This is a genomic window from Microcoleus sp. A2-C3 (assembly GCF_036706065.1).
Lineage (GTDB): Bacteria > Cyanobacteriota > Cyanobacteriia > Cyanobacteriales > Microcoleaceae > Microcoleus.
The window spans coordinates 113,097-139,687 of the sequence record NZ_JAUBVX010000009.1; the positions used below are offsets into that span (position 1 = coordinate 113,097).

Below are 26,591 nucleotides of genomic sequence, written 5' to 3' on the forward strand. Positions count from 1 at the left end.
CTCTAGCCCAATCCAAACTCGATCTAAGAGATTTGAAATAGAAACGTAACCAGGTCTCCTTTCCCCAGAGAGATGCGGTCTCCCGGTCGCAACCGATGTCGGTTTCCGCGGGGCAGGGAAGTATTGTTGACATAAGTGCCGTTAGAACTCCCTACATCTTCTAGGTAGCAAGCATCTCCCTCCACCCGGAGATTTGCGTGTACCCGAGAAACTATCTCAGAATTAGCAAATCCCGAAACATCAATATCCGGCGGCACCAAATCATTTGGCTTGCCGATGTGAATCACAGCCAGATTGTGAGGCAATTCGATCGGCGTATTTGTCTGAACGTGTATCAGACGCGCCGACTGCTGTTGCAGTTGAGTTTTCGCCACACCCGCTGGCTGTGGGTCGGGAACCGGGGGAGAGGTATTTGGTGCTGTTGCCACCGATTCAGTTGTAACAGGAACCGATGGCGACGGCGAGGGTTCTGCAATCGTAGGGATGCTGACGGGAGTTTTTTCCAAGTTCGGCCCCAGATCTGGGGTAACTAGAGGTTCCATTGCGATCGTCAGGGGTTCGGTTGGCGCTAAGTCCGGCACCAGTGGCGATACCACTGTGGGGTCCACAGGCGAGGCGGACGGTACTGTCACCTCAACTTCTGGAACGTAGGAACCCGGACGCAAATTAAAGCCACACTGACCGCAAAATGCTGCATCTGCCTGAACCGCTGCACCGCAGTTTGGGCAACTGGCGGTAACGGGTAAAGGCGTGTAACAAGACTCGCACTGGCTGGCCCCGTCGGGGTTCTGGTGATTGCAATTGGGACAGACAATCATCGATTTCTCCTTGCTATCGGCCAGATTTTCAAATCAGCCTCATAAAAATAGTCGTGTATATAGTCAAATTTTAACTTTAACAGCCACAATTCTTATACTACTTAGCTAATACTAGCAAGTCCACTCACGCCGTGACGTTTGCGCTGATTGGCGATCGTCCGTGAGTGATACTGTTGACTATATTGGCATGGCGCAAGCTGTCTCGGCTATTTTACCGCTTCGCCTGCGGTCGCATCGAGCAGCCACCAAAGTTCGCCCTCTGGTTCAACGAGTCTGGCTGGATAGGTCATTGCGTCGGCTGCGGGGGCAAAAATTTGAGCGAGGGCGGGTTGTTTGCTGGCTCCTGCGACCATGAAGATGACGCACCGGGCGCGGTTGATTAAGGGGACTGTAAAAGTGATGCGGGGTTGACCGTCTTTGTTGCCGACAGTTACTAGAGCGTCGCGGACTTGCAAGGCTGCTGTGCCGGGAAATAGAGAGGCTGTGTGGGCGTCGTCTCCTATGCCTAATAGAATGATGTCGAAAGCGGGAAACTCACCTTCTGATATTTTGAAGAACTGCTGCAATTCGGTTTGGTGCGCTGAGGCGTCGGCTGCGGGGTCAGCCGCGCCTGTGGGCATCGGGTGAATGTTGCTGGCGGGGATGTTTACTCGATCGAGCCAAGCGAGGCGCGCCATTTTTTGATTGCTGTCCGGGTGCTGTGGGGTAACGTAGCGTTCGTCGCCCCAGAAAACGTGAATTTTGTCCCAAGGCAGGTCTTGGGTGGCGATCGCTCTGTAGAGCGGTTCTGGTGTGCTGCCGCCCGCCAAGGCGATCGTACAAATTCCGCGTTCTGCGATGGCTGCTGGGATTTTCGACAAGACAACCGCGAGAGAGCGCTCTATGAGTTCTTCCCGATTTGCTAATACTTCTACTACTTTTTTCATTAATTTTCTCTCAACTTTCGTCTTCGTGTTGCTTCCTTGCCAATGTCAATTTTGCCTTGACATTTTGCTTTGAGGTCGATCGGCTGACACCCACGCAGGCTCAACACCGTGCTTGCGTCAGATTTTATCATTCTTAGCCTGCTTTATTTTAGTTGGCAACACTTATGCCTTCCAGTGATCGATCGAGCTTCACCTGTTGCATACATCTGTAGCAACCGTGCCCGAGAATTAGGACGTTCTTAATTGCACTTTTCATGAGCTATATATATTGCAACTTCCTTGTTGATTCTTGCTTATGCTATTATATTTTTCGCAACTTTCAATCAAAAGTCCGTTAGCGAAGCTTGCAGAAGAGAAGATCGCACTTACCACGAAACAGCAAAAATCCTCAAGATTGATGTGGTAGACTATGAAAAATAGTTTTAAGTCCGCACGATCGGATGGAAGCAAAACTATGTCAAATTTTAAGAAATTCCCTACATCTGTCCGCTATCTGATAGCACGGTTGCGCCACTGGACGCAACCCGCGGTTTGGGCTCCGCTAGCCGTGCTGTGTGCCGGCGGGTTATTTATCTGGGAGGTGTCCGTAAATCCAGAAAGGTTGAGCATAGATGGCGAAGCAGCAGCAGACTCAAACAACCCAGATTCGATCTCCGGGCTGTCTGCTGAAGATAGCGCCATTGCGGCTGAAATCGACAGCTTGCCGGTGCTAGTCAATCAGTTCAATGAGTCTAATTCTGAACTGAACTTATTCAATTCATCAGCAATCAAAAGCAAAGGTTTATTCGAGGAAATTCGCGATCGCAAATTAACAATTTCTCGGCAATTTTCAGCCCCCAAGCAGGCGGCAATCAGCAGATTTTTGTCCTTGCCAAATTTACAAAATTCTGCGGTTGGGACAGTCAACAATAACCCGCAAAATTCCAACTTGCCAAGTTCAAACGCGACATCAGATTTGAGTTTATCTGGCAGTGGGGCGACCATTTCCGGGATAAAAACGATCGCTCCTGAGTCTGCGGGTACGGAAGCAACTTTACCGGAGGCATCAGGTAGCGGTAATTCAGGTAAACAAAACGACAATCCTCTGGCTTTGAGTCCCCTGCAAGCAGCCATGAAAAAATACATCGCTGCCAACACTTCGGCAACGGCGGCTGTAAAAAGTGCAAATTCGGCTAAATTGCTCGATCGACCCCCATCCCCCGATTCTCCAACAAATCCGACAAATTTCCTGCCAACCGCCGCTACGACTCAAGCTGGAGCAAATCCTGTGAATTTTCCCGCGACACTCTCGCCACTTGCGGCTCCGACAAATACAATTATTAGCGACTCTCAACAATTCTTAAACCCAGCAGCTACGGTTCCTGAATCATTGGCCGGGTTAAATTCTAGAGTATCAGTCATCTCCACAATTACTCCACAGACTCCAACTGTGGTTTTACCCAAAAATCCCTACCAAACTAATTTATCTGACTCCGGCTTCGCACCGTCCGTTCAACCTGTGGCAGTTCCCGTCGCCACACCTTCGCCAATACCGCTAATTCCCAATTTTGGGCAGTCCCCTGGCATCGGGGGAAGCAAGATAATTAGCCCTCAATTCTCTCCCAATTCAGCGAATGCTCAATTTCAACAGCCTCAACCGAGTCGCCTTAACTTACCTGGTCAGCCTAACTTTGGAGCTGTTCCCCAAAACACCAATCAGAACGCGCAGCCAATTCAACCGCAACCTTTTTCTACACCTCGCTCTTTGACTCCGGGACGGTATATTGGCGGCGGCGAAATTAATACTTTTGCTAATCCTTAAAGGAAGGAAGAAGGAAGAAGAAAGAAGGAAGAAGGAAGAAGGAAGAAGGAAGAAAGAAGAAGGAAGAAGGAAGAAAGAAGAAGGAAGAAGGAAGAAGGAAGAAGGAAGAAGGAAGAATAAAAAAATGCTTTGAGATGTCAGTTTTAACTTAAGCAGTTATATGGTTTTCCGCTCGCATCGGAATCATATTTTTGCGATTTCAGCACTATGTTTTAACTCGCGAGCGGGGACGCTCGCACTGCGTGATTATTCCGATTTAACCGAAATTAATTACCAATTAGCAATTTGATTGGTAAAACTTACCTAGACGCGGCTCTTCCCAACAACAATCCTCCTATTCCTAAGCCAAATGCGATCGGCAGCCAAGCCGATATAATCGGAGTCAAAACAGCTTTCACGCCCATTGAACTGGTGATAAAACCAAATACATAGTAAGTAAAAATTACAACTACGCTAATACCAAAACTTGTCCCTTTCCCGGAGCGGCGCGGTTGAGTTCCCAAAGCGGCTCCCACTAAACCAAATACCAGACACACAAAAGGAAAAGCATATTTTTCTTGAATTCGCACCTTGAGTTTGCGAATTTGCGGTGCATCGCCGCTATTTTTAATGATTTCCAAACGCTCTAAAGCTTGAGCAATATTCATTTCCTTGAAATCTCGCACTCTCGCAGCTAAATCTAAGGGCGTGCGGGGGAGTTGTAATTGCTGGTGTTGAAATCTAACTATATTGCGGTAAGAGCCGTCTGGAGCTACTATATAAGCGGTTCCGTTGAAAAAATCCCAGGTGTTTTCTGAGGGATTCCAAGTAGCTGATTCTGAAGAAATGATTTGATTGAGGCCTGGGGTGGAGCGATCGATAATTGTTAAACCTTTCATTTGCTGGCCGTCAAACTGTTCTGCATAAAAAAAGCGGGACAGGATTTCTTCACCGCCTTTTTCTGGTTTGCGAAATTCTGTGTAGATAATATTTCTATCTTGAAATGTCGGTTTTTCTCGCTTCAGGGCTCTGTCTAAAGTTAAAGTAGCTCTGTAGCTAGCGGCGGGTACGACTAACTCTTGTAAAGCAAAGGTGAAGCCGGCAACGATTAAACTCATAATGACTGCCGGCATGATCAATCGGTAAATGCTAACTCCGCAACTGCGGAGGGCGATGAGTTCGCTGTCGCTGGAAAGTCGGCTGTAGCTCATTAAGGTTGCTAGCAGCATTGACATGGGGAAAGCTAATACTACAAAGTATGGAATTTGCAGTAGGAAAATTTCCATAGCGGCGCCGTAGGGGAGGCCTGATTCTGTTACTCTGCGGACTAATTCAAATAAGGCTCCAACGGTGACGGCGACTGATGTAAATAGTCCGACACCAAACAGAAATGGGCCGATGAGTTCTTTGGTAATGTACCAGTCCATTACTGAAATTCTCGGTAGCCAGTTGAGGGGATTGAAGGATTTGGACATTGCTATTTTCATAGTTGCGCGTTCTCGCTGATTGCTCCTTAATTTAAAATAGGAATTACGCACGGCTAGTCAGAAACCGGGTTTTTTACGAAAAGACGCTCCGCAGTCCGCAGATTGGGTGAAAAACCCGGTTTTTTTGGTTTGATGCGTCCTGGACTGTAAAAGTTAAATTCTCAATTCTAAAATTCTGCTTTCTGCTATCAAAGACTATCGCACGAAGTTGTCACCCAAGTAATATTGCCGCACTAAAGGGTTGCTGTAGAGTTCTTCTTCAGCGCCGGATGCTAAAATTTGACCGTCTCGCATGATGTAGGCTCGATCGGTAATTTCGAGGGTTTCTCGGACGTTGTGATCGGTGATCAGGATGCCGATTTGACGATCGCGCAGTTTGGAAATTATCGTCTGAATTTCATCAACTGCGATCGGATCGACGCCTGCGAACGGTTCGTCTAAAAATAGGAACATCGGCCCGTCTCGCCCAGCAGCCAAGGCTCTCGCCAGTTCAGTCCGCCGCCTTTCTCCTCCAGAGATTTGAATTCCCAAACTGGATGATATTTTTTGTAAGCGAAATTCTTCCAACAAGAAATCGACTCGCTCTTTCCATTCCCAACGGGGCACTTGAGTTTGTTCCAGGACTAACAAAATATTGTCGCGCACGGTCATGTTGCGAAAAATGCTGGCTTCTTGAGCGAGATAGCCTATTCCCAAATGTGCTCGTTTGTGCATCGGCAATTTAGTGATGTCTAAATCGTTGAGCCAAACTGTCCCTTGATTGGGTTTTTCTAATCCGGTTGCGATGTAAAATGTTGTGGTTTTGCCGGCACCGTTGGGGCCGAGCAGTCCGACGATTTCTCCTTGGGCTACTGAAAGGTTGACGCGACTGACTACATGGCGTTTTCCGTAGGATTTGTGAATATTTTCGAGTACAATTTTCATGATCGCCGAGGCAATTTTTAAGTAGAAGGAAGAAGGAAGAAGGAAGAAGGAAGAGGGAAGAAGGAAGAAGGAAGAGGGTAGAAGGTAGAAGGTAGAAGGTAGAAGGTGCTTCGACTTCGCTCAGCATAAAAAGAAGAAATACACAGCAAGCCTTTGAGCGATCGGTATTTTACGTTTAATTAGGTGGATCACTTGCCAGTTAAATTCCAGAATTCAGGCTTGTGCGATCGCGTCTCAAGTCGATCTTCTAAATACTAAAACTTTTTAATCTTAAGACAACGAAATTTCGCATCTATCCCAAGTAGTATGTTTTTGCGGATGCGAAATTTTGCTGCGATTGGAGGCTGTTATTTGGGGGCTGTTCGGGGTGCGGGCGGTTTAGCACCGGGATTTGGATTAACCGGGGCTGGTTTCCCGATCGTATTTTGGACTGCTGAATCTTGTTCCGGGGCAACCAGATAGACAGATTCTACCTGTCCTGGGTTGTCTGGCAGGGCAATAAACCGCCCTTCGTCGATAAGGTATGTTATGGTTTCGCCGCGCAGGCTGTTGCCCTGCTGCAATACATAAACGTCTCCGCTGAGAATGATCCGGCGCTCGCGGCTGAAGTATTGAGCTTGAGCTGCGGTTGCTTGTATTTGGCGGGCTGGATAGTTGATTTGGACGTTGCCGCGGGCTGTCACGATGCCGGTTTTGGAGTCGGCTTCTTGAATGTCCGATCGCACGGAAAGAGTGCGGGGCGGGGCAGCCTGTGGGTAAGTGGGAGAGGCTAGAGTGCTTGCCAGAGTCAGCGGCAACAGCAGCGATAATCCTTTGAATATGCGGGAATTGAGTAGTTTAGCGGAGGGCATCATAGCTTACAAGCCTCAAAATTTGTGAAATTGCTGAAGGGCATTATCTCACTCCCAGATTTTTCCGTATGCAGATTAGATCCACCACACCCGATCAGTTAGGTATTTTATCTTAACGGCCGTGAAAAATTCCCGTAAGGTCGATCGACCTGCCAGAGAGCGTCAACCAATTATCCTAGCAAGACAATAGACATTTTCACGACCTGTTTGGCTGATTTACAGTTTTTAGTAAGGACTGAAGTTCTCTGTCTGCGGTTTGTGGTGAAGAGTTCAGCCCTCTCTGGCGTAGTTTTAAGTCAATAAACTTGTTGGATAATTTTGGGATTGATAGAGCAACCGCTCCTTCAAGGCAGATGTACACAGATTAACGCAGATAATTTGAAGAAGTATCAACCGTCGTCTGATCTTTCAAAATGTATGGCAATTGCAAGCCTGCAACTTCTGTACCTACGAATAACGGTAAAAAATTAGCGACTACTTCCGGGCCAGCTTGTTGCAAAGTGTTCAAAAGTTTAGCGCTTTGTCCGACCAAATCTTTAACGGCAATTCCGGCATAACTCGGCTGATAATAACTGAGCCGATTTATACCTTCTCCCAGCAATATTACCGCACCGCGCCAGTTTTGATTGCTTAAGTGATAAAGCGCGACGGCAATTTGCAAGATTCCCTGATAAAATCTTTGATTCGGCTCGCCGGATTCCATCCACAAAGCCTCTAATGTATCGTGACAAGCGTAAAAATCTTGGCTGTTAAATTGTTCGATACCTTGCCAAAACTCGATCGGCATTTCCTCTGTCATGCGATTGGGGATTGGGGATTGGGGATTCGGAATTCGTGTTTGAGTAGGCGGCGATCGGTTTTTATTAATAGCTAAGTCTTAAAAATAGGAATAATCACGACCAGTTTTCAAAACTACGGCAAATTCACGACCGCCTACTTAAACGATTACATAGTCTCTCTGACAGCTTGAAGCTGATCCATGCCAATTTCCTGATTAGTTCCAGCGAAATCGTTATCTGGCGTCAGAAATAACATACAGTGACATTCTTTCCGCTCGCGCATGGGAATGCAAGGACAGTTCCAGTAGGCGGCTTTGACTTCGGCTTCTTTATCTTCGTAATGGCGACAAGGGCATAGGGGAGCGCCTAGTTCGTCCTTATGTTTTGCTAGTCCTTCTATGACGACAGCAGTGACTGAAGGCTCGGAACAAAAGTAAGTGCCCGTGCGCTTGGCGTAGGTTTCGGAGAAATTCTTCATTGCCTCCAAGGTTTTTTCGTTGGAGAGTTTAGATTTTTCTGTTGTGTTCATAGTTCAGGATCGGAGTTGAGGATGCTACGAGCTTTTGACAATTGTAGCGCAGAATGTGATTTTAAACACTTGATATTTCTGTTTACTTACAAGGAGCAAAATCTTGACAAAAATTGAGTTTTAGGTTGTCGGTTTTTTAGCGATTTTTCACGCATCCGTCTCGGTTCGGGAAACTGGCGGCTGTCCTGGTTTTTGCAGCGGTCTCATAGATTGGGGCGATCGCGCGCCCTTATCAATCATCCCCCAAAGCGGATATAAATGAGATAATATAGCACAGCCCTGTCCTTGTGACCAGCATCTGATGGCAATTTCCCCGGATCCCACCGGCCACCAAAATCTCCTCCCTCCCGGCTGATTTTGCTCGCTGACTGTACTTTGGTCAGATTAATGTTAAAATCCACCTCCCGCGCTGCTAGCTACCTCTAGGCGCAGTAAACTATTGGTTTGCACGCTAAAAACTTAATTGAAGTTTGCAATAAGAGCTTTGAAAGCGGAGGATTGATTTGAAATTGATTTGTGAATGAGATTTATGTTACGAAGCGCTTAGGCGCAAAGGGCGCGAAAGAAGAGAAGATGATTTATTTGTTTGCTTTTTGGACAAATAAATAAATGTCATCCCGCTGATATTTGAGTTGAAATTGGGGATTGTTGGCGAGTTGAGTTACTAGGTTTTGTACAAAAGCTCGATCGCTCATCCAGCCAGGATACCTCAGATTAAGCAAGACATACTCAAACTCTGCGAGATTTACAGGAGGCGTCTGAGCCTGAGTTAAGCGTACTACAGAGCGGTGCGTTAACTGCGGAGCAATATGAGAAGTTGTTAACACACTGCCTTTTGTGTTAACGAGAGCAATTGCTTCTCTGCTAGCCGGCAAGGTATCCAGGGAATCTACATAAATAGTCCAAAAATAGCCGTATTTTGCCAAAGCTAAGAAACCAATCAACGACCAAATTACAATCACTCTCGGCAATGGATACTTAGGAATTGGCAATCTATCAAATATTATCTTTCCCTGGTGCTGATTCCTCGCTGCTAAACTGGAAATTACGGCAACCAACAAAAACGGCAATATCGGAATAGAATATTGATGAATCAAATCTCGTTGAGCCGGGATATCAGAAAGAATATTCATCGTCAACATCGGAACCGCACTAATTAAAGCTGTCAGATGCCGTGGCGAAAGCCACCAAATTACAGGCAATATCAATAATGCTAAATATTCAAAAGTATCACCAGAAAAAATCCGCCCTAAAATCAGATTTGGTTTCAAGATTAAATTAACAGCTATTTCTAAAACCGAGTTTCCTAAATATTGATATCGCCCGATTCCCGCGTGTTCTCTTCCCTGATTGAAATACGGTATAACTCCCTGAGTAACTACCAGGAACCAACCCACGCCGAGAAATAGAGCTATGAGTCCGCAATTGCGTTTTTTATCAAAACACAAAAGCCACAATCCCATCGCAGCCACAGTTAAAGATAGCACGGCTTTGCAGCTCAAAACTAAGACGATGGCAGCACAAAACCACAGAGTTTTATTCAGCCGCGCGGCTAGGATTGCTGCTAGCAGTGCGGGTAAGGCAATTACTTCTGGGTGGAAGTCGAAGAGGTTGACATTGAAGACTAAGGGATAGAAAAGGTAGATACAGGCGATCGCCCAAGCTATACTATTCTTTAATCCAGCTTGACTGGCCAAACTCCAAACTGGCAAAGCACCGGATGATAGAGCTACGGCTTGCACTAACAACAGCCAATGAACATCGGGATAGATTTTGTAAAGCAAAGCCACGGGATACATCACCCCAGCCGCGTGATTTCCCAGGTGGTGAATTTCGAGAAATGAGGAAAACGGCGTTTGTCCTTGACTGATTAGATACGCTACTTGATCGTAAATTCCCAGTTCAAAAGCGTTGGATTCAAGCAGGGCGTGGCGTACACTGCTGCATAGAAAAAATATTAGGGCAAAAAGGGCGATTTGCCAAATTACTGGATGATACTTTAGCTTAAAATTGTTCATAGGGGCGGGTTTATTGGATTGATGCACTTTATCAAAGACAATGGTGAACCCGCCCCTACAGGAATTACGGTTAATTCACCAGACTCAATATCAATTATTATTATCATACTAATTGGGCTTTCTTTGAAACAAAAACACATCATCTTGCTGATAGCTTATCTTAAATTCAGGAGAATTTTTAAGTTTAGCGACGACACTAACAGCAGTATCCGCAGTATCATGCCAAGGATGGCGCATATTTAATAGTACATACTCAAATTCATTCAAACTTTGTCCGTTGGCAACTTGGTGCAGCAATTTAATTATTGAACGGTGAGCGAGATGAGTTGCGAGGGAATTATCTGTTAAAACATTGCCTTGAGTTTGCACTAGATTAATTGCCTGCCGCGTCGCTTGCCAAGTATCGAGAGACTCTAAATAAATCGTTCCAAAATAGCCGTATTTAGCTAAAATCAAGAAACTCAAAATCGACCATAAAATTAACAATTTTGACAAATTAGCAAACAGCAATTTTCCCCACCTCCAACTGCGGCGAATCGAAAGGTGGCGCATCCAGATATGTTTAACAGATTTAATAGAAATTGGTTGCGATACTGGCTTCCAAATTCGCGGCATCAATTGGCGGTGATTCCATAGATAATCCCCGGCATTTTTCCAAAAATTCTTGCCTCTTTTCTGTCTGTCTGCTACCGTGGAAATTACAGCAGTTAATAAAAACGGAAATATCGGCACAGAATATTGATGAATCAAATCTCGCTGAGCGTCAATATCAGAGAGAATATTCATGAATAGCATGGGTAAAGCACTAATTAATGGCGACAGTTGGCGCGGGGAAATCCACCAGATTACAGGCAAAAATAACAAAATTAAATATCCCAAAGTATCCGCCGAAAAAATTCGGTTTGCTACTAGATGAGGTTTGAAAATTAAATTTATCGCAATTTCCAAAACCGAGTTTCCTAAATATTGATATCGCCCAACACCTGCGTGTTGTTTGCCTTGATTAAAGTACGGTACGATTGCTTGAGTGGCTATCAAAAACCAAGCTGCACCGAGAAATATAGCGATGAGTCCACACTTGCGGTTTTTTTCAAATAAAAATAGCCAAACACCCATCATCAAAACTGTCAAAGATAGCACGGCTTTGCAGCTTAAAATTAAGAGGATGGCTGCACAAAACCACAATGTTTGATTGAGTCTGGCGGCTAGGATTGCTGCTAAAATTACGGGTAAGGCAATTACTTCGGGGTGGAAGTCGAACAGATTGACGTTAAATACTACGGGATAAAGCAGATATACGGCGGCAAGTGCGATCGCCCTTGGTTCATTTAATCCCGCTTGACGTGCTAAACTCCAGCTAGGCCAAGCACCTAAAGCTAGGGCAAAAGCTTGCACGAATAACAGCCAGTGCACATCGGGATATATTTTGTAAAGTAAAGCTAGCGGATAGAAAATAAACGCCGTATGATCACCTAAAATATTAATTCCCATTAATGAGGAAAATGGGGTTTGATTTTTAGAAATCAAGTAAATTGCTTGGTCAAAAATGGCTAAGTCGTATGCAGTGGAATGAAACAAGGCGTGGCGCACGCTACTAGCGGTAAATAAGATTATCGTTGTTACGACAATCATTAAAAATACTGGATGGGATTTTGGAGATTGTAAAGTTAGCATTTTATTTGTTTAATCGGCGATGCGTTTAAATAGTAGAACTTCGTTTTTTTGATAAGTTAATTTAAAAGTGGGATTGTTTTTAAGTTGAGTTGCTAAGGTGTTACCAGTTTTTTCTGTATCGGGCCAGGGATGGCGAAGATTTAATAATATGTATTTAAATTCAGCTAAATTTGTTTGGGGTGAAATTTGTGAAAGTAATTTGACTATGGGGCGGTGGGCAAAGTGAGGGGCAAGTCTATTATCTGTTAAAATACTGCTTTGGGGTTTAACTTCTGCGATTGCTTCCCGTGTGGCTTGCCAGGTATCTAGTCTATTTGCGTACAGAATAAAGTCTTTGGATTCTCCCAGTAATAGGAAAATTATTAATGACCAAATTATCATTGCTTTGGGTAATTGCATTCCCCGCCACAGTTGCGGGATTTGGATGTTTTTAAATTGTATATTTGCGGTTTTAGGTGAGTGAATCTTTTCTGTATTTAGCGATGTAGCTTGATCTGCGTTTTTTATTACTGCTGCTTTGGCGATGATTGCTAAGATTAAAAAAGGAATGATTGGCACTGAATATTGATAGGCTAAGCTGCGTTGAAATGGCAAGTCGGAGAGGATGTTGATAATTAAGGTAGGGATTGCAGGAATTAGGGCTGTTAAATATTTAAGGTTGATTTTTGGGGAGAATGGCAGTAACAGCCAAAATACGGGTAAGGTGAGGATGAATAAGTATTTGAATGCGTCGAATGAAAGGATTTTTCCTAATACTAGCTGGGGTTTTAATATGAGGTTGATGATGATTTCTAGTACGGATTTGCCTAAATAGCTGTAGCGCCCGACTCCTGCGACTTCGCTACCGCTAAAGTAGGGGATGATTTTTTGGGAGGCTATCAAAAACCATGCTACACCGAGCAAAAGTGCGATCGCCCCAAACCGTTGCTTTTTTTCGCAGAAAAACAGCCAGAAACCAATGGCAGCAACGGTTATGGACAAAACAGCCTTGCAACTCAACACTAACAGAATGGCGGTACAAAACCACAGGATTTTATTGAGGCGCGCTGCCAAAATTGCTGCTAACAGTGCGGGTAAAGCGATCACTTCCGGGTGAAAATCAAATAAGTTGATGTTGAATACTACCGGATAGAGCAAATAAATTATGGCGATCGCACGGGATTGTACTTGATTTAAGCCGGCCAAACGCGCTAAACTCCAGCTAGGCAAAGCCCCTAGCGATAAAGCAACTGCTTGTACTAACAGCAGCCAATGCACATCCGGGTAAATTTTGTACAGCAAAGCCAGCGGATAATAGATTACCGCTGCGTGATCTCCCAAAATGTGCATCTCCATCAAAGAAGAAAAAGGTGTTTGGTTTTGGGAGATTAAGTAAATTGCTTGGTCAAAAATCCCCAAATCGAAGGCTGTTGATTGGAATAAGGCGTGCCGTAAACTGCTAGACAAAAAGAAAATTATTGCAGCAATCGCGATCGCCCAAACCAAACTCGACGGTAAGTGCGATCGACCTTCTTCTATATTATCCGTGATTCCAACGCCGATCTCCTCACGGTCATCAGCAAAATTTTTCCCATTCTCCATGAAATCTGGCACTAGCTGACGACTCAAAATATGATTCCTTCAAATGTGCTTGCCACGCAATAGCTAACCGCTAATTTGAGTTCCACTAATCGTAATATTAGAATAATCCACAAAACCTTAAAAAATTGTGAAAGCAATAACTCTTCTCGGCTCCACAGGCTCCATCGGTACTCAAACTCTGGATATTGTAGCTCAATACCCGGAACAATTTCGGATTGTCGGGTTAACTGCCGGACGAAATATCACGTTACTCGCACAGCAAATTCGCCAGTTTAGACCCGAAATTGTCGCGATTTGCGACGAAGATAAACTACAAGAATTACAAGAGGCGATCGCAGATATCGACCCTCAACCTATTTTACTTGTTGGCGAGTCAGGCGTTGTCGAAGTTGCCAAATACGGCGACGCTGAAGCCGTCGTCACGGGCATAGTTGGCTGTGCCGGTTTGCTGCCAACAATTGCCGCTATCAAAGCAGGCAAAGATATTGCCTTAGCGAATAAAGAAACATTAATCGCTGGCGGCCCCGTTGTCAACCCCTTAGTCGAAAAATACGGGGTTAAAGTATTGCCGGCAGACTCGGAACATTCGGCAATTTTTCAATGCCTCCAAGGTATACCAGATGGAGGTTTACGCCGAATTATTCTCACAGCTTCGGGTGGTTCTTTTCGAGATTTGCCGATTGACAAATTAGCAGGAGTAACAGTCGCCGATGCCTTAAAACATCCGAATTGGTCGATGGGGCAGAAAATCACCATTGATTCTGCTACTTTGATGAATAAAGGATTAGAAGTAATTGAAGCTCATTACTTGTTCGGCCTGGATTATGACGACATTGATATTGTCATCCATCCCCAGAGCATAATTCACTCATTAATTGAGCTGCAAGATACGTCTGTTTTGGCGCAATTGGGCTGGCCGGATATGCGATTGCCGCTGCTTTATGCTTTGTCTTGGCCGGAGCGAATTCATACAGATTGGCCGCGACTAGATTTGGTAAAATCCGGGGATTTGACTTTCCGAGAACCAGACCACGAAAAGTATCCTTGTATGCAGTTGGCTTATGCGGCGGGACGTGCAGGCGGCTCGATGCCTGCGGTGCTGAATGCGGCAAATGAACAGGCTGTAGCGCTATTTTTGGATGAAAGAATTCAATTTTTGGATATTCCGAAGTTGATTGAGAATGTGTGCGACAAACATCAAGCTGATAACTGTGAAAGTCCTGGTTTAGAGGATATTTTGGCTGCGGATCAGTGGGCGCGGCTGGAAGTTTTGGCTGGAAGTGTCGAATTGGGCGATCGTATTCTTTCGATTCGCTAATTCTAAGATGCAGACGTACGGTTAAAACCGCGTTTATATAAACAAAACCCACTCCAAGCGGGTTGAAGATAAGATGGTGAAAATTACGTGATTTTTTTCATTTATTTCTTCATTCCGCGGAGGCGGAATTCGTTTTTGTAGGCGCGGTTTCAACCGCCGTCTTCTATTTTTATTGAATCCCTTGATAAAATAGAGCTATGACTCCCATTCTTGGAAGCAACCGATGCAAACAGAAACCAAACCAACAGTATTTGAGCTAAATCAACTAATTATCCCACCAGGCAATAAAATAAAGTTACAAAACGTTAGCTGGGAAATGTACGAAGCTATCCTAGACGAGTTAGGGGAAGGTTACGCACTTCGACTTACTTATTATAAAGAATCACTGGAAATCAGGAGGCTACTACTAGAAGATGAAAAAGCTAAATCATTGATTGGATACCTTGTCAACGTGCTTTTGGAAGAACTTAATATTGATTGTGATGTTTTAGGTTCTACTACGTTCAAAAGCAAAGAGATGCAGAGTGGCGTAGAACCTGATGATTGTTTCTACATTCAGCACGAAGCTGCTATTCGAGGTAAGGATAGAATAGATTTAACAGTAGATCCGCCTCCCGATTTGGCGATCGAGATTGACAACTCCTCACAAACCAGTTTCAGCAGCTATCAAGCTTTGAAAGTGCCGGAACTTTGGAGATATGACGGGCTAACCCTGAAAATCTATCTGCTTCAAGACGGAAAATATCTTGAGTCTGATACCAGCCAAAATTTCCCCGACTTTCCCATTATTGATGTAATTCCTCAATATGTCGATCGCAGCAACACCCAAGGCAGAAGCCCAACAATCAGAGCATTTCGAGCTTGGGTAAAAGAGCAACTACAAATCAAAGACTCGTAGCAGCGGGTTTCACTAACTCCCCACTTTCGCTGCCAAATCAGCCACACTCATTTTTTCGTACATTTCAAAAGGTTGGTGAATCCAAGGATTATCCGCCAAATAATCTACATAATAATCCGGCTTCGCCACAGAACAAGCCTTGTACCAAAGCACAGCCGTCCGAATTTCCTGAATATCCTCGCCGTAACGACTCTTCAGCCAAGCGATACCTTGATCCAAACTAATTCCCGAATCCACCAAATCGTCAACTAGCAGGATGCGGCTGCCCAAATTATCGCCCACCATTGTCAAATTAGGCGCAAACTCGATCGCCCGCCGAACTTTTCCCTCCGCCCCACTGTATGACGAGGCCGCTAAAATCGCCAGAGGTTTGTCGAAAATCCGCGACAGAGTATCGCCGACGCGCAGCCCTCCCCTCGCCAAACAGACAATGCGATCGAATTTCCATTGAGATTCATCAATTTTTACAGCCAAATCCTCAATTTTGCGATGGTACTCTGACCAAGAAACGTAAAGGTCGCTCATCAAAAAAATGGGTAGAAACCCCGTCCTAAAAGGACGGCTTTACAAAAAGACTTGCCTCAAACCAACAATATCACAGAAAATGTGTTAACGTGTGAGAATGAAAAAAGCCTACCGCTACCGATTCTATCCCACTACGCAGCAAGAAAATCTCTTGCGACGGACAATGGGGTGTACACGGTTAGTGTACAACAAGGCTTTGGCTGCTCGCACAATCGCGTGGTACGAGCATCAAGAGAAAGTTGGCTACAGCCAAACCTCCTCTATGCTGACGAATTGGAAGAAAGAGGAAGAGCTTGATTTTTTGAATGAAGTTAGCTGCGTACCTTTGCAACAAGGACTCAGACACCTTCAAGCAGCGTTTAGCAACTTCTTTGCGGGTCGCGCTAGATATCCTAACTTCAAGAAGAAGCATAACGGTGGCAGTGCTGAATTCAGCAAGTCAGCTTTCCGATGGAAAGATGGACAGGTATTTTTAGCTAAATGCACTACTCCATTGCCAATTCGTTGGAGCAAACAAATTCCCGAAGGGTGCATTCCGTCTACCATTACGGTTAAGTTGACACCTGCTGGACGCTGGTTTGTCTCCATACTTGTAGACGACTATATAATCAAGCCACTTCCGAAGATAGAGAAATCTATTGGATTGGATGTAGGAATAACCAGCCTAATTGCTACTAGCGATGGCGATAAAATCGCCAATCCTAAGCACTTTAAAAAACTTCGCAAGAAGTTGAAAAGGAAACAGAAAGCGTTAGCCCGTAAGCAAAAGGGTAGTAACAACAGGCAAAAAGCGCGGGTACAAGTAGCAAACATCCATGCACAGATCACCGATGCGCGTCAAGATTTTCTACATAAATTAACAACTCAACTAATTCGTGAAAACCAAACGATTGTAGTTGAGGATTTAGCCATCAAGAATATGGTGAAAAACCATAAATTAGCTATGGCGATCAGTGATGCTAGTTGGGGCGAACTAATTCGCCAGTTGGCGTACAAATGCGAGTGGTACGGTCGAGAGCTAATAAAGATAGACCGCTGGTTTCCCAGTTCTAAGCGTTGTGGAAACTGCGGGTATATTGTAGATAAATTACCGCTGAATATTCGGGAATGGGAATGTCCTAAATGTGGGACAAACCATGACCGAGATATCAACGCTGCAAAAAACATTTTGGCGGCTGGGCTAGCCGTGTCAGTCTGTGGAGCAACTGTAAGACCCCAAGAGAGTAAATCTCGGAAGGCTGGTGCTACGAAGCAGAAACCTAATCAGTGATGATTGGGAATCCCCGTACCTTGTTTGACGGGGTGGATGTCAAGCCTAATATTATTGAAATATCAATGATATTATTCAATATTTTGGGGAAAATGACATGAATGCAGATGAACTTCTCAGACGGTATGCAGCCGGAGAACGGGTTTTTCGTACCGTAGACTTGGCTGGGATCAATATTTCAAGGACAAATTTGCGCGATATAGACCTGACTGGAGCTAGTTTAACAGGTGCAAATTCGATCGGCATCACGCTCTACAGAGCCAATCTGTATCAAGCAGATATCAGCCAAGCCGACCTCTCCCAAGCCAACCTCATGTCCGCTAATTTCGGCGAATGCGAGGCGGTGGGAGCGAATTTAAGCGGAGCCATCTTGCGGAGTGCCGTGCTCAGCGGAGCCGATTTGACAGGGGCGAGTCTCAGAGGTGCAGACATCAGAGATGCCAATCTTCAGCGGGCAATTTTGATGCAAGTTTATGCAGTAAACGCTAACTTGCAAGGTGCCAACTTGAGCGAAGTCAAACTTTGCGGAATCAACCTCAGCAAAGCAAATTTAACCGACGCCAACTTAACACAAGCTGACTTGAGCAATGCTAATTTAGCTCAAGCAAATTTGAGTTGGGCAAATTTGACAGAAGCAAATCTCGAAAAAGCCGATTTGAAGGGAGCCAATTTAAGCGGAGCTAACTTGAGTTGTGCAAATCTGCATCTAGCAGATTTGAGTGGAGTTTCCCTTAAGGGAGCAAATCTCCGGGGAGCAAACTTGCATCAAGCCAATTTGCGTGGGACAAATTTGAACGAGGCGAATCTGAGAGAGGCGATGATGCCAGATGGCAAAATTTCTGAGTAAATAAGCTGGCAAAACAGAAGTTGAAACCGCAGGGTGCTGGTGATGCACCCTACATTTAGCTTAATTCCAGATTTTATTGAGGCGATTTAATTCTGCCTTCTGATGACTCCGCCCAAAAATGGATAAAAGCGCCCGATATTCGTTGTGGATAGTCAAAAATTTTAGATAAAAGTTCAATCTCCAGATTCATCTGTTGATTAAATCTAAAATCTAAAATCTAAAATTGATTGACAGTGCATTTCCAGAGAAGTGGCAAATATTTTTGGGTCACGATTTAATCTACAACTTTCAGCCAGCCCCGGCGAACGGCGTGAAGCAAGCGGTTGATGGCTGTTTGATCTTCTTCGGTAAGACTGTCATTTAACAGCGCTGTCTTGAGCTGTTGTCGGTGAGTGGGAGTCAGCAGACCGGAGTGATATACCTGAAACACTAGCTCTGCAATAGTAAATTGAGGTAAAAACGTTTGGGTCATCATTGCTTTTTTTGTTCATTTAACTGACATTTGACATTATTGACTAATTTTATGAATATTTATGTGATTTAAATAGGTGAGTAAATGTGATCTGTTGGATCTTAATTTGTGATTTGTGTCAACCGAATTGGGGGAGCGGATGTTTCCTCGATCGAGAGAGCAACTCGAAACAAAAACTCCGTCCCGATTCCTCGCTTTTGGCAACTGCGATATCTGTAGTCTTTGTTAATATATAGCGGTTCTCAAGCGTGGTGAGCTATGCCCTATGCTCTATGCCCTATGCCCTATGCCCTATGCCGTTCGCGTACCTAATATGAGAGCTCGAAAGGCTATAATCTGACACATCAATTAATACTTATCTCATAATAGATTACTTAATATCTGCTCACCAATGACTGCTAATTAAATCGATCGCCTTAATTAAACATAAAATTTTTACTGTCTTCAGACATCCGGTTTTGGTTCCATTTACTGCGTGTCTTGGTGTGGTTTTTTTCCGTGGATCTACTTGATGACTGCTGACTACTGACTACTGACTGCTGACGCTTTAAGATCAAAAATCCCGACTTCTTCAAGAAACCGGGTTCGATCGCCACGATCGCAGGATAATTCTTTTTATGAGAGGGTTAATGGAGCGACCTACTCACGGAAATCTGATTGCGGGCAAAACTCTATACCAGACAGGGTGGAACTACTGATCTAAACTTGCTGTCTGAGGGTACTAATCGGAAATCCTGACCCATCCGCGACGGATGGCGTGAAGTAGGCGGTTGACTGAATCTCGATCGTCTTCGGTGAGAGCGCTTTCGCAGAGTGCGCGCAGTCCGTGACTTTCGGTACGAGTCAAATTGCCTGAATGCGTGATTTGATAGAATAGTTCAGCGATCGTGCGATCGGATTTTAAATTCAGAACTTGCATGAAATTTCGTTGAACTCAACTACTCTAATATCGAGCATTTGAGAACAGAGTAGGGTGATTGCCGTCGGCTAAGCTGTGTGATCTTTCTGAGCTCGACTTGCGATCTAAGTCTGGGGTATACGTGAGTTAAATCACATAGAATGAGAGACCTCGATCGCATTTGCTGTGATTGTGGCGGTAGCCTTAAGGCTAGACGAAACCTCGAAAACTTCTGATTGCAAGACTTTGAGCGCCATTGTTGACGGCTGGAGGCGTGAAACTGTTCGTTTTCAACTGTAGCCGAGGCATCCAGTTGCGATCGGCGAGCCACAGCCTGAGATACAATAAATTATCAATATTTCGATCCCATCTATAGGCAGGCAGGTAAAAGAATGATCGTTATTGGCTACTTTTCGATTTCTTTAATCGTTTTTGTTGTTTGGTTCATTGTTTTTTGGAACGATACTTCCACATCCAAAAAAGACTTACTCTCTTGGGTAGCCTTACTACTCGGCCCCCTGGTTTGGCCTATTGTTCTACCCCTATCACTGTTGCAAATTACCAGCAAAAAGTCGGTTGAAAAACCTGCAAAATCCGAACAATAATTCTCATAAATCGTAGTGGGAATAACTGACTCAAGTACATTCAGTTGTTTTGTCATAATTATCCGCCGTTCATCGCTCCTCCCATCGAGTAAATAATCTTGTTTTATGACCAAAAATCGCACTTAAAAGGCAGAATAAAATAAAAATGCTGAATCTCAAAATAGTATTTTTTTGTCGATGTCAAATTCTGCTTTCTACTTTTTGAAGCCTACTTTTCTTTTGTCATTTCGTGATTTAAGGGGGGCACTCAGTCAAAAGTGTCAGTCAAAAGTGTCAAATCCAGATTTTCGGATAGCGACCTCAACAATTTTGCAATCCTAAATTATCTGCCACCTCCACCAAACTCAAACTTAATTGGCAATCTAACAGGTTCTGTTGCTGGGAAAAGTATCACTTTAGACATATTTCAGCGTTCCGCTGACAACTTAATATTTTTGATTATTTCCGGCCGCTGTGGACTATTAATCGAATTTGGGAAAATCATTACTTATTTTTGACAAAAAGCTATACTCTTTACCCTGCAAGCTTTTGACGCTAGATATTTGTAAATTGCAGCAGCTCTTAAACAGACAATTGTAGAGTTCGATTTCGCAAAAATAGCCGAACTCTTACCACAGTTAGATGCACAATTAAAGGCAGAGACTTCAAAATTAAATGGCCAACAAAAACTATTGCTAATCTCAAGCAGGACTTGTTTTATGGGAGGCATCATGAGTTCATAAGGCGATCGATCAAATTTTGATCTGGTGCGGGATTTGTGGGAACTTCTCAAAAAAAGTGCCGTCACAGCATCCAAATTTGCTAGTTGTACAAAATGTAGGAGTGAAAATGAACGAAATGTCTGAGAAGCGAATTTATGGAATTCTTAACGCAGTGTCGCTGCTAGCGCTGACATACTATGCAGCTACTTCGATCAATTATCTTTTCCAAAGTGACGCTCACATCTACAGCTACGACAGCCAGAGCTATGCCAACGGGTCAACAGATCACTTAGCAGCACACAGAGTGGGAAAATAGTACAACTTGTCTATGAATGCCAACCAATTTTCGGGAAAATTGCTAATTGTTAATGAGGCTCTAGGAGTTAATAATTAGCAAGAATAAATTTGATGATAATTATTTTTTTTGTTTAAATTTTGCCATCTAACTCATATAAAAATTAATTATTTTTCTATCAAAAATATTCTCAAGAGTCTTTGGCTGCTGGTCAAAGATTTGTCTGTTTGACACTGTTTCTGGAAGCGACAGACAATTAAGACGCGCAGCAGCTTATTCTCAGTTATGTGCAGTACCACTCGATCGACTCAACCGAAATCCCACTCGATCGCACAAGCGCTGTATAGTCCGATCGCCCGCATGGATGCTGCTCCTTGCGGAAATGACCTGTTTTTGTTGAAAAACCGGAGGGTTTCGCGAAAATCCTCAGTTGAGCGCGAGGAATATCGGTGGAAAAATTTAAGGCGATGAGCCTCAAGAGTGCCTCCAGGACAGGGTTGGAGCGGGGTTTGACTGAATGTGAACCGCAGCGTGCCGGCGCTTGCTGTGAAATCAGGCTAAAAAAAATGATTTCTGGGGAACTATGAGAGCAACTCAAAAGTCTGGTGATTCAGAGTCCACTGAAAAATCGCAACTTAGTTCAAGATCCATTACGGGCGATCGAACTTTCGGGCGACAGTTGCTAAGGAGTGCGGTGCAAGTTCTCAATCTTGAGAACATACTCCCATTAACAAATGGTCTATGTGTATTTCTGGCTACAGTTTAAAAAATGACTAGCCGCACTCAAGGTACGTATGGTAGACTCACAAACGGTTAACTGGAATATTTTCGTGTTATAGGAGGGAGTGATGGAGTCGAGAGTCCAAGGCAGAAAACAACTGATACTTGCTGCTCAAGGAATACAAGATTCAACTCGCGGTTCCAGGCTCCCTGCTGACAAATTAAATTACATGACAGCCTATAGCAGCCGGGTCAATTAGGGTCTCAACCGATGTCCGGTTCGATTTATTGAATCCCTTTGGAGGGAAAAGTGTATTGTAGAAAAGTGATTAATCTTTTAGGAGGAGTGTAAATGACACAGGTTACTAATCCAACACAACCAGCAGTTTCTCTGCCTGGAGCTAGCGGTTCAAGCGTTGTCGGTACCGGAGGCGCAAACAGATTAAGTGCAGGCAATCTAAACGATATCATCCTGACTTTTGGGGGCGATGATGTCATTGCTGGTAACGCTGGAGACGACATCATTTTTTCCGGTGGTGGCAATGACAGTATCGGCGGCGGCCCTGGCAACGACGCTATCGTTTCAGGGGCAGGCAACGATGTCGTTTCTGGCGGTGACGGCGATGACAGAATCTTTGGCGGTAAAGGAAATGACCTGCTCGACGGCGGTGCTGGGAATGACTTGGTTTCTGGAGAGAGAGGCAACGACACCGTACTCGGTGGATCTGGCAACGATACTGTCTTTGGTGGCGAGGGCAACGATGTCGTCGGCGGCGGCGACGGCAACGACCTGCTGTACGGCGGTAAAGGCAATGATACTGTCGATGGCGGCGCTGGCAATGACTTGATCTCTGGCGACAGAGGCAGCGATGTCCTGACTGGCGGTGCTGGCAGCGATACGTTCTACTTCAGTGGTTTTGGCGGCGATTTCGGCGTAGACACGATCACTGACTTTACGCCTGCCGAAGATAAGATCAAATTGAAGTCCGGCGGTGTGTTGGGTGGTTTGGGTACCACCTTCGAGGCCACCGAGTTTGTCGTGGTTTCTAATTTCACCGGATCTAGTATCACAGCAAACACCAACAAGTTGGTCTACGACCCAACAAACGGTGTGTTGTACTTCAACGGTACCGGCGGAGTGCTAACTGTTGCTCAACTGACACCTGGTCTGACGATTACCTCGAACAACTTCGAGTTGTTCTAAAACAACTGGCCGTTGTGGGGCGGCACCGGATTTTATCCGGGGCTGTTCTTACAAAAACCGATAGTTTGAAAGGATTTCAACCTCACTCTGCTACCAGCGGGGTGAGGTTGAAATATTCAATGGCTCAAGTGAAGCAGGGCATTTAAAAAAAATCGATCGACATTTATTGATCAAATTAATCGATCGCTCGATCGGACAAAATATAAATCAATACCCTTGGGTTCGAGCCAGATCCCCCCTAGCCCCCCTTAAGAAGGGGGGGACAAGAAGTTCATCAAAGTCCCCCTTTTTAAAGGGATTTGGGGGGATCTCCGGGTAATAAAAATCGATCGCTCGATCGCCTAAAATATAAATCAATACCCTTGGGTTCGAGCCAGATCCCCCCTAGCCTCTTTAACAAGGGGGAGACAAGAACTTCATCAAAGTTCGCCTTTTTAAGGGGGATGCGAGGGGATCTCCGGGTAATAAAAATTGTGATCCCGATCGCCTAAAATATAAATAGTCTGAAAATATCAAAGTTTTAAAATCAGAAGTTATAAGTTTCCCTGAAGCGGTAAAGCAACCGCAACTGCACCGCAAGCAATGACCACTCAAGAATACATCCGGCAAGCCCAAGTTTATTTGAAGCAGGGAAAGTTAACTGAGGCGATCGATTTTTGTAAAAGGGCGATCGAACTACAGCCATTTTCTGCGCTAGCTTACACTACTTTAGGCGAAATCCTCGAAGCGAGCGGCGATCCGACGGCGGCAAGAGACGCTTTTGTCCAAGCTTTGGAGATTTCGCCCAAGTTTGTGCTGGCTCATGCTTATTTGGGTCAACTTTACAGCGAGTATTGCTGGCTGGATGAGGCGGCTTTTCACTACGGGAAAGCTCTGGATTTGAAGCCAGACTGGCCGGAAGTTCATTATAATTTGGGAAATATTTTTCACCAGCAGGGTAATTTGTTGGGGGCGATCGACTGTTACCGAAAGGCGATCGCCCAAAAACCAGATTATCTGCTTGCTGTATTCAATCTGGCTGTGGTTTTAAATGAAAATAATCAGCTAGAAGCGGCAATTGATAGCTACCGTCAGGCGATCGCTCTCCAGCCCGATTATGTGGAAGCTTACAGCAATTTGGGTGTGATTTTGCTGAAGGAAGATCGCCCTGCTGAGGCGATCGAGATTTACCAGCGGGCGATCGAGATTAAGCCGGATTGGGCGACACCGCACAATAATTTGGGCCAGGTGTTCCACGAGAAAAGTCCCGATCGGGCGATCGCATCTTACCGTCGCGCGATCGAGTTGGAACCAGACATGGTTTTGGCTCACTACAATCTGGGGAAAGCTTGGCAAATGCAGGGGGAACATTTGGCGGCGGTTGCTTGTTTCGATCGGGTAGTCGAGCTGAATCCCCAACATATTTCGGGTTATACAGACGCTGGCTTTTCTTTGATGGTTTTGGGCAAGATTGCCGAAGCCATGCCTTATTTGAAGCACGCGATAGCTCAGAAGCCCGATTTTGTTGAGGCTTACTGCCGTTTGGAAGAAAGGCGGCAAGTTGGTAATTTAGAGGATGATGAATTGTCAAGGGCGATCGCTGCGTGCGATCGATTTCTCGCAGCACTAACTGGAAGGAAGAAGGAAGAAGGAAGTTCGGCAACGGATTGTGTAACGGATGTAACGGATGTAACGGATGTAACGGATGTAAAGGATAGAGGGAAGAAGGAAGAAAAAGAAACTATTCCCAATGCCCAATGCCCAATGCCCAATGCCCAATGCCCGATGCCCGATGCCCCATTACCAATTGCTGAAATTTGCGATAATTTAGCAGAAATTTACCTGCATTTGGGGAATGCTTTAACAGAGTACGGCGGATATGAATCAGCCGCTGCTTATTATCAAAAAGCTTTGCAAATTCAGCCGAAAAATACAGAGATTTACTGGCGGCTGGGAAATTGCTTAGCCCAGCAGCAGCGCTTGGGTGCGGCAATTGCCGTTTACCGCATGGCTTTGAAAATTCAACCTGCTTTACCCCAGGTTTATTTTGAGTTAGCAAAACTGCTCGAAAAACAGGGACATTGGGAACGGGCAATCGAGTATTATAAACAAGTTTTAGAGTTGCAATTGCTAGGGTATGGGGAGCCGAAACAGTGGAAAAACTCGAATTTTATATCACCAGATAGCAATTCTCTAGAACGTCCTCACGGGATTTATTTATCGAGTTGGGATTGGCTAGTTAATGCTAAATTGGATGCGGGCAATTATGTGGAAATAGTTTGGCAACACGCACCAAAAGCCTGTGCCGAAAATATTCCAAATTCCCAATTTTCTATAACCAATTCGCAAGTAAATTCCGAGTGTGGTGGGCTAACTTGCGGGCTGTGTTTGCACAGAATTTCTAAGTGGTTCGATCCGGTGCATTTGGGTTGGGGAGTTTGCCGTTTATCTAACTCGCAACCGATACCTGTGGATGCCCCGAAAACTTTTGTGGCACAGATTCCCGACGGGCGAGTTTGGATTGTGCCGCAGCAAAATTATTGGCTAATTTGTAAGGCGATTGCTGTAATTACTCCTGATAATTATTTGTTGGCTGATGTGTCGAGAGATTATCCTGGTTTGTTGCCGGGATGCGAGAAACATGATGTTAGAAAACACAGCGTTTTTAATTTAGAATCTTTTCCACCTTTGAAGCAGATTGACGGTAGCGTGGCGGTGCTTTCTGGTTTGTCGGGAAATGTCTATTTTCACTGGATGGTGGACGTTTTGCCGAGGATAGAATTGCTGCGGCGCAGCGGTAGGGATTTGGCGGAAATTGATTGGTTTTTGGTGAATAGTTGTCAGCACGAATTTCAGCGGGAAAGTCTCAGGATTCTGGGGATTCCCGATGAAAAGGTTTTGGAGAGCGATCGCATTCCTCACATTCAAGCAACAGAGTTAATTGTACCTTCTTTTGCGGGATATTTGGGCTGGCCACCCGGGTGGGCGATCGATTTTTTGAGGCGAGAGTTTCTCAAGGGAATTATACCTCAAGCTCGTTATCCAAAACGCATTTATATCAGCCGCAGCAAAGCGAGATATCGAAGAGTTTTGAACGAGGAAGATGTGGTTGAGGTTTTGGCAGAATCTGGGTTTGTTTCTATTTTGCCTGAGTCGATGTCATTGACTGAGCAAATTGCTCATTTTTATCACGCTGAGGTGATAGTTGCTGTTCACGGTAGCGGTTTGACAAATACGATTTTTTGTAAATCTGGAACTAAAGTAATTGAGTTGATGTCGCCTCACTATATCAGCCATTATTACTGGGGAAGTAGTCAATATTTGCAGTTGGAACATTACTTTTTGGCTGGCGAGGCTTTTGAATGCTATCCTATTAGACAGTTGATGTATCAGAATTCGCTAACTGAGGACATTTTGGTGAACTTGAGTTCGCTGAAAAAGATGGTTGAAGTGGTGGGTTTGGGTTAGCTGGCGTCTGGAGTAAGTTTATTT

The 26,591-nt window shown here is 44.7% G+C and carries 24 protein-coding genes; 10 read left to right on the forward strand and 14 right to left on the reverse strand.

Annotation, left to right across the window (positions count from 1 at the left end):
* Positions 1-23: 23 nt before the first annotated feature.
* From QUB66_RS07710 to QUB66_RS07720, 3 genes are all read right to left on the reverse strand, one after another.
* Positions 24-818, reverse strand: a complete 795-nt coding sequence (locus tag QUB66_RS07710) for an FHA domain-containing protein (RefSeq protein WP_332967131.1) — start codon at positions 816-818, stop codon at positions 24-26.
* Positions 819-1,024: 206 nt separating this feature from the next.
* Positions 1,025-1,744, reverse strand: coding sequence for a 6-phosphogluconolactonase (pgl, locus tag QUB66_RS07715; protein WP_265238401.1), 720 nt, complete (start codon positions 1,742-1,744; stop codon positions 1,025-1,027).
* Complete coding sequence (locus tag QUB66_RS07720; RefSeq protein ID WP_332971220.1) at positions 1,744-1,875, reverse strand: hypothetical protein; 132 nt, start codon at positions 1,873-1,875, stop codon at positions 1,744-1,746. Before QUB66_RS07720 ends, pgl begins: the two co-directional genes overlap by 1 nt.
* Before the next feature lie 323 nt (positions 1,876-2,198).
* On the opposite strand from QUB66_RS07720, the gene QUB66_RS07725 reads away from it, so the two are divergent.
* On the forward strand, positions 2,199-3,545 hold the full coding sequence (locus QUB66_RS07725) for a hypothetical protein (RefSeq protein WP_265233589.1): 1,347 nt from the start codon (positions 2,199-2,201) through the stop codon (positions 3,543-3,545).
* Positions 3,532-3,678, forward strand: coding sequence for a hypothetical protein (locus tag QUB66_RS07730; protein WP_332967132.1), 147 nt, complete (start codon positions 3,532-3,534; stop codon positions 3,676-3,678). Before QUB66_RS07725 ends, QUB66_RS07730 begins: the two co-directional genes overlap by 14 nt.
* 166 nt (positions 3,679-3,844) lie before the next feature.
* On the opposite strand, the gene QUB66_RS07735 is transcribed toward QUB66_RS07730, so the two are convergent.
* From QUB66_RS07735 to QUB66_RS07770, 8 genes are all read right to left on the reverse strand, one after another.
* Positions 3,845-5,011, reverse strand: a complete 1,167-nt coding sequence (locus QUB66_RS07735; protein WP_265233591.1) for an LptF/LptG family permease — start codon at positions 5,009-5,011, stop codon at positions 3,845-3,847.
* Between the two features lie 195 nt (positions 5,012-5,206).
* A complete protein-coding gene (gene lptB, locus QUB66_RS07740) occupies positions 5,207-5,935 on the reverse strand; it encodes an LPS export ABC transporter ATP-binding protein (protein WP_332967135.1) in 729 nt (242 codons plus the stop codon).
* 347 nt (positions 5,936-6,282) lie between these two features.
* Complete coding sequence (locus QUB66_RS07745; protein WP_265233593.1) at positions 6,283-6,789, reverse strand: LptA/OstA family protein; 507 nt, start codon at positions 6,787-6,789, stop codon at positions 6,283-6,285.
* A gap of 361 nt (positions 6,790-7,150) precedes the next feature.
* The gene (locus QUB66_RS07750; RefSeq protein ID WP_265233594.1) at positions 7,151-7,585 is read right to left on the reverse strand and encodes a DUF309 domain-containing protein; all 435 of its coding nucleotides are present in this window, start codon (positions 7,583-7,585) and stop codon (positions 7,151-7,153) included.
* A 146-nt stretch (positions 7,586-7,731) separates the two neighbouring features.
* A complete protein-coding gene (locus QUB66_RS07755; protein WP_265233595.1) occupies positions 7,732-8,094 on the reverse strand; it encodes a ferredoxin thioredoxin reductase catalytic beta subunit in 363 nt (120 codons plus the stop codon).
* 578 nt (positions 8,095-8,672) lie between these two features.
* Positions 8,673-10,112, reverse strand: a complete 1,440-nt coding sequence (locus tag QUB66_RS07760) for a DUF2079 domain-containing protein (protein WP_332967139.1) — start codon at positions 10,110-10,112, stop codon at positions 8,673-8,675.
* A 108-nt stretch (positions 10,113-10,220) separates the two neighbouring features.
* Positions 10,221-11,786 (reverse strand): DUF2079 domain-containing protein, encoded by a 1,566-nt coding sequence (locus QUB66_RS07765; protein WP_332967140.1) that lies wholly within the window; start codon positions 11,784-11,786, stop codon positions 10,221-10,223.
* 9 nt (positions 11,787-11,795) lie between these two features.
* Positions 11,796-13,367, reverse strand: a complete 1,572-nt coding sequence (locus QUB66_RS07770) for a DUF2079 domain-containing protein (RefSeq protein ID WP_332967162.1) — start codon at positions 13,365-13,367, stop codon at positions 11,796-11,798.
* Positions 13,368-13,494: 127 nt separating this feature from the next.
* On the opposite strand from QUB66_RS07770, the gene dxr reads away from it, so the two are divergent.
* Both dxr and QUB66_RS07780 read left to right on the forward strand, forming a co-directional pair.
* Positions 13,495-14,685: a 1-deoxy-D-xylulose-5-phosphate reductoisomerase gene (gene dxr, locus QUB66_RS07775; protein WP_332967141.1), complete on the forward strand. Its 1,191-nt coding sequence runs from the start codon at positions 13,495-13,497 to the stop codon at positions 14,683-14,685.
* A 223-nt stretch (positions 14,686-14,908) separates the two neighbouring features.
* A complete protein-coding gene (locus QUB66_RS07780; protein WP_332967142.1) occupies positions 14,909-15,583 on the forward strand; it encodes a Uma2 family endonuclease in 675 nt (224 codons plus the stop codon).
* Positions 15,584-15,595: 12 nt separating this feature from the next.
* On the opposite strand, the gene QUB66_RS07785 is transcribed toward QUB66_RS07780, so the two are convergent.
* A complete protein-coding gene (locus tag QUB66_RS07785) occupies positions 15,596-16,108 on the reverse strand; it encodes a phosphoribosyltransferase (protein WP_265233600.1) in 513 nt (170 codons plus the stop codon).
* A 97-nt stretch (positions 16,109-16,205) separates the two neighbouring features.
* Between QUB66_RS07785 and QUB66_RS07790 the strand changes: the two genes are divergently transcribed.
* Complete coding sequence (locus tag QUB66_RS07790; protein ID WP_332967146.1) at positions 16,206-17,378, forward strand: RNA-guided endonuclease InsQ/TnpB family protein; 1,173 nt, start codon at positions 16,206-16,208, stop codon at positions 17,376-17,378.
* Between the two features lie 97 nt (positions 17,379-17,475).
* On the forward strand, positions 17,476-18,225 hold the full coding sequence (locus QUB66_RS07795) for a pentapeptide repeat-containing protein (RefSeq protein ID WP_265233602.1): 750 nt from the start codon (positions 17,476-17,478) through the stop codon (positions 18,223-18,225).
* 274 nt (positions 18,226-18,499) lie between these two features.
* Here QUB66_RS07795 and QUB66_RS07800 read toward each other — a convergent pair whose 3' ends face one another.
* Both QUB66_RS07800 and QUB66_RS07805 read right to left on the reverse strand, forming a co-directional pair.
* The gene (locus tag QUB66_RS07800) at positions 18,500-18,700 is read right to left on the reverse strand and encodes a hypothetical protein (protein ID WP_265233603.1); all 201 of its coding nucleotides are present in this window, start codon (positions 18,698-18,700) and stop codon (positions 18,500-18,502) included.
* Positions 18,701-19,418: 718 nt separating this feature from the next.
* Positions 19,419-19,616, reverse strand: coding sequence for a hypothetical protein (locus QUB66_RS07805; protein WP_265233604.1), 198 nt, complete (start codon positions 19,614-19,616; stop codon positions 19,419-19,421).
* Between the two features lie 1,412 nt (positions 19,617-21,028).
* Between QUB66_RS07805 and QUB66_RS07810 the strand changes: the two genes are divergently transcribed.
* The 4 genes from QUB66_RS07810 to QUB66_RS07825 all read left to right on the forward strand — a co-directional run bounded on the left by QUB66_RS07810 (position 21,029) and on the right by QUB66_RS07825 (position 26,567).
* Complete coding sequence (locus QUB66_RS07810) at positions 21,029-21,217, forward strand: hypothetical protein (protein ID WP_265233605.1); 189 nt, start codon at positions 21,029-21,031, stop codon at positions 21,215-21,217.
* 264 nt (positions 21,218-21,481) lie between these two features.
* Positions 21,482-21,667, forward strand: coding sequence for a hypothetical protein (locus QUB66_RS07815; RefSeq protein ID WP_332967149.1), 186 nt, complete (start codon positions 21,482-21,484; stop codon positions 21,665-21,667).
* Positions 21,668-22,268: 601 nt separating this feature from the next.
* Complete coding sequence (locus tag QUB66_RS07820; RefSeq protein WP_332967151.1) at positions 22,269-23,120, forward strand: calcium-binding protein; 852 nt, start codon at positions 22,269-22,271, stop codon at positions 23,118-23,120.
* Between the two features lie 582 nt (positions 23,121-23,702).
* The gene (locus QUB66_RS07825; RefSeq protein WP_332967152.1) at positions 23,703-26,567 is read left to right on the forward strand and encodes a tetratricopeptide repeat protein; all 2,865 of its coding nucleotides are present in this window, start codon (positions 23,703-23,705) and stop codon (positions 26,565-26,567) included.
* Positions 26,568-26,591 lie beyond the last annotated feature (24 nt).

What these genes read in the sequence shown, in the direction of transcription:
- QUB66_RS07710 (WP_332967131.1), bottom strand. Translation starts at nt 818, where the DNA reads ATGATTGTCTGTCCCAATTGCAATCACCAGAACCCCGACGGGGCCAGC.
- pgl (WP_265238401.1), bottom strand. Translation starts at nt 1,744, where the DNA reads ATGAAAAAAGTAGTAGAAGTATTAGCAAATCGGGAAGAACTCATAGAG.
- QUB66_RS07720 (WP_332971220.1), bottom strand. Translation starts at nt 1,875, where the DNA reads ATGATAAAATCTGACGCAAGCACGGTGTTGAGCCTGCGTGGGTGTCAG.
- QUB66_RS07725 (WP_265233589.1), top strand. Translation starts at nt 2,199, where the DNA reads ATGTCAAATTTTAAGAAATTCCCTACATCTGTCCGCTATCTGATAGCA.
- QUB66_RS07735 (WP_265233591.1), bottom strand. Translation starts at nt 5,011, where the DNA reads ATGAAAATAGCAATGTCCAAATCCTTCAATCCCCTCAACTGGCTACCG.
- lptB (WP_332967135.1), bottom strand. Translation starts at nt 5,935, where the DNA reads ATGAAAATTGTACTCGAAAATATTCACAAATCCTACGGAAAACGCCAT.
- QUB66_RS07745 (WP_265233593.1), bottom strand. Translation starts at nt 6,789, where the DNA reads ATGATGCCCTCCGCTAAACTACTCAATTCCCGCATATTCAAAGGATTA.
- QUB66_RS07750 (WP_265233594.1), bottom strand. Translation starts at nt 7,585, where the DNA reads ATGACAGAGGAAATGCCGATCGAGTTTTGGCAAGGTATCGAACAATTT.
- QUB66_RS07755 (WP_265233595.1), bottom strand. Translation starts at nt 8,094, where the DNA reads ATGAACACAACAGAAAAATCTAAACTCTCCAACGAAAAAACCTTGGAG.
- QUB66_RS07760 (WP_332967139.1), bottom strand. Translation starts at nt 10,112, where the DNA reads ATGAACAATTTTAAGCTAAAGTATCATCCAGTAATTTGGCAAATCGCC.
- QUB66_RS07765 (WP_332967140.1), bottom strand. Translation starts at nt 11,786, where the DNA reads ATGCTAACTTTACAATCTCCAAAATCCCATCCAGTATTTTTAATGATT.
- QUB66_RS07770 (WP_332967162.1), bottom strand. Translation starts at nt 13,367, where the DNA reads ATGGAGAATGGGAAAAATTTTGCTGATGACCGTGAGGAGATCGGCGTT.
- QUB66_RS07780 (WP_332967142.1), top strand. Translation starts at nt 14,909, where the DNA reads ATGCAAACAGAAACCAAACCAACAGTATTTGAGCTAAATCAACTAATT.
- QUB66_RS07785 (WP_265233600.1), bottom strand. Translation starts at nt 16,108, where the DNA reads ATGAGCGACCTTTACGTTTCTTGGTCAGAGTACCATCGCAAAATTGAG.
- QUB66_RS07790 (WP_332967146.1), top strand. Translation starts at nt 16,206, where the DNA reads ATGAAAAAAGCCTACCGCTACCGATTCTATCCCACTACGCAGCAAGAA.
- QUB66_RS07795 (WP_265233602.1), top strand. Translation starts at nt 17,476, where the DNA reads ATGAATGCAGATGAACTTCTCAGACGGTATGCAGCCGGAGAACGGGTT.
- QUB66_RS07800 (WP_265233603.1), bottom strand. Translation starts at nt 18,700, where the DNA reads ATGATGACCCAAACGTTTTTACCTCAATTTACTATTGCAGAGCTAGTG.
- QUB66_RS07805 (WP_265233604.1), bottom strand. Translation starts at nt 19,616, where the DNA reads ATGCAAGTTCTGAATTTAAAATCCGATCGCACGATCGCTGAACTATTC.
- QUB66_RS07810 (WP_265233605.1), top strand. Translation starts at nt 21,029, where the DNA reads ATGAACGAAATGTCTGAGAAGCGAATTTATGGAATTCTTAACGCAGTG.
- QUB66_RS07815 (WP_332967149.1), top strand. Translation starts at nt 21,482, where the DNA reads ATGTGCAGTACCACTCGATCGACTCAACCGAAATCCCACTCGATCGCA.
- QUB66_RS07820 (WP_332967151.1), top strand. Translation starts at nt 22,269, where the DNA reads ATGACACAGGTTACTAATCCAACACAACCAGCAGTTTCTCTGCCTGGA.
- QUB66_RS07825 (WP_332967152.1), top strand. Translation starts at nt 23,703, where the DNA reads ATGACCACTCAAGAATACATCCGGCAAGCCCAAGTTTATTTGAAGCAG.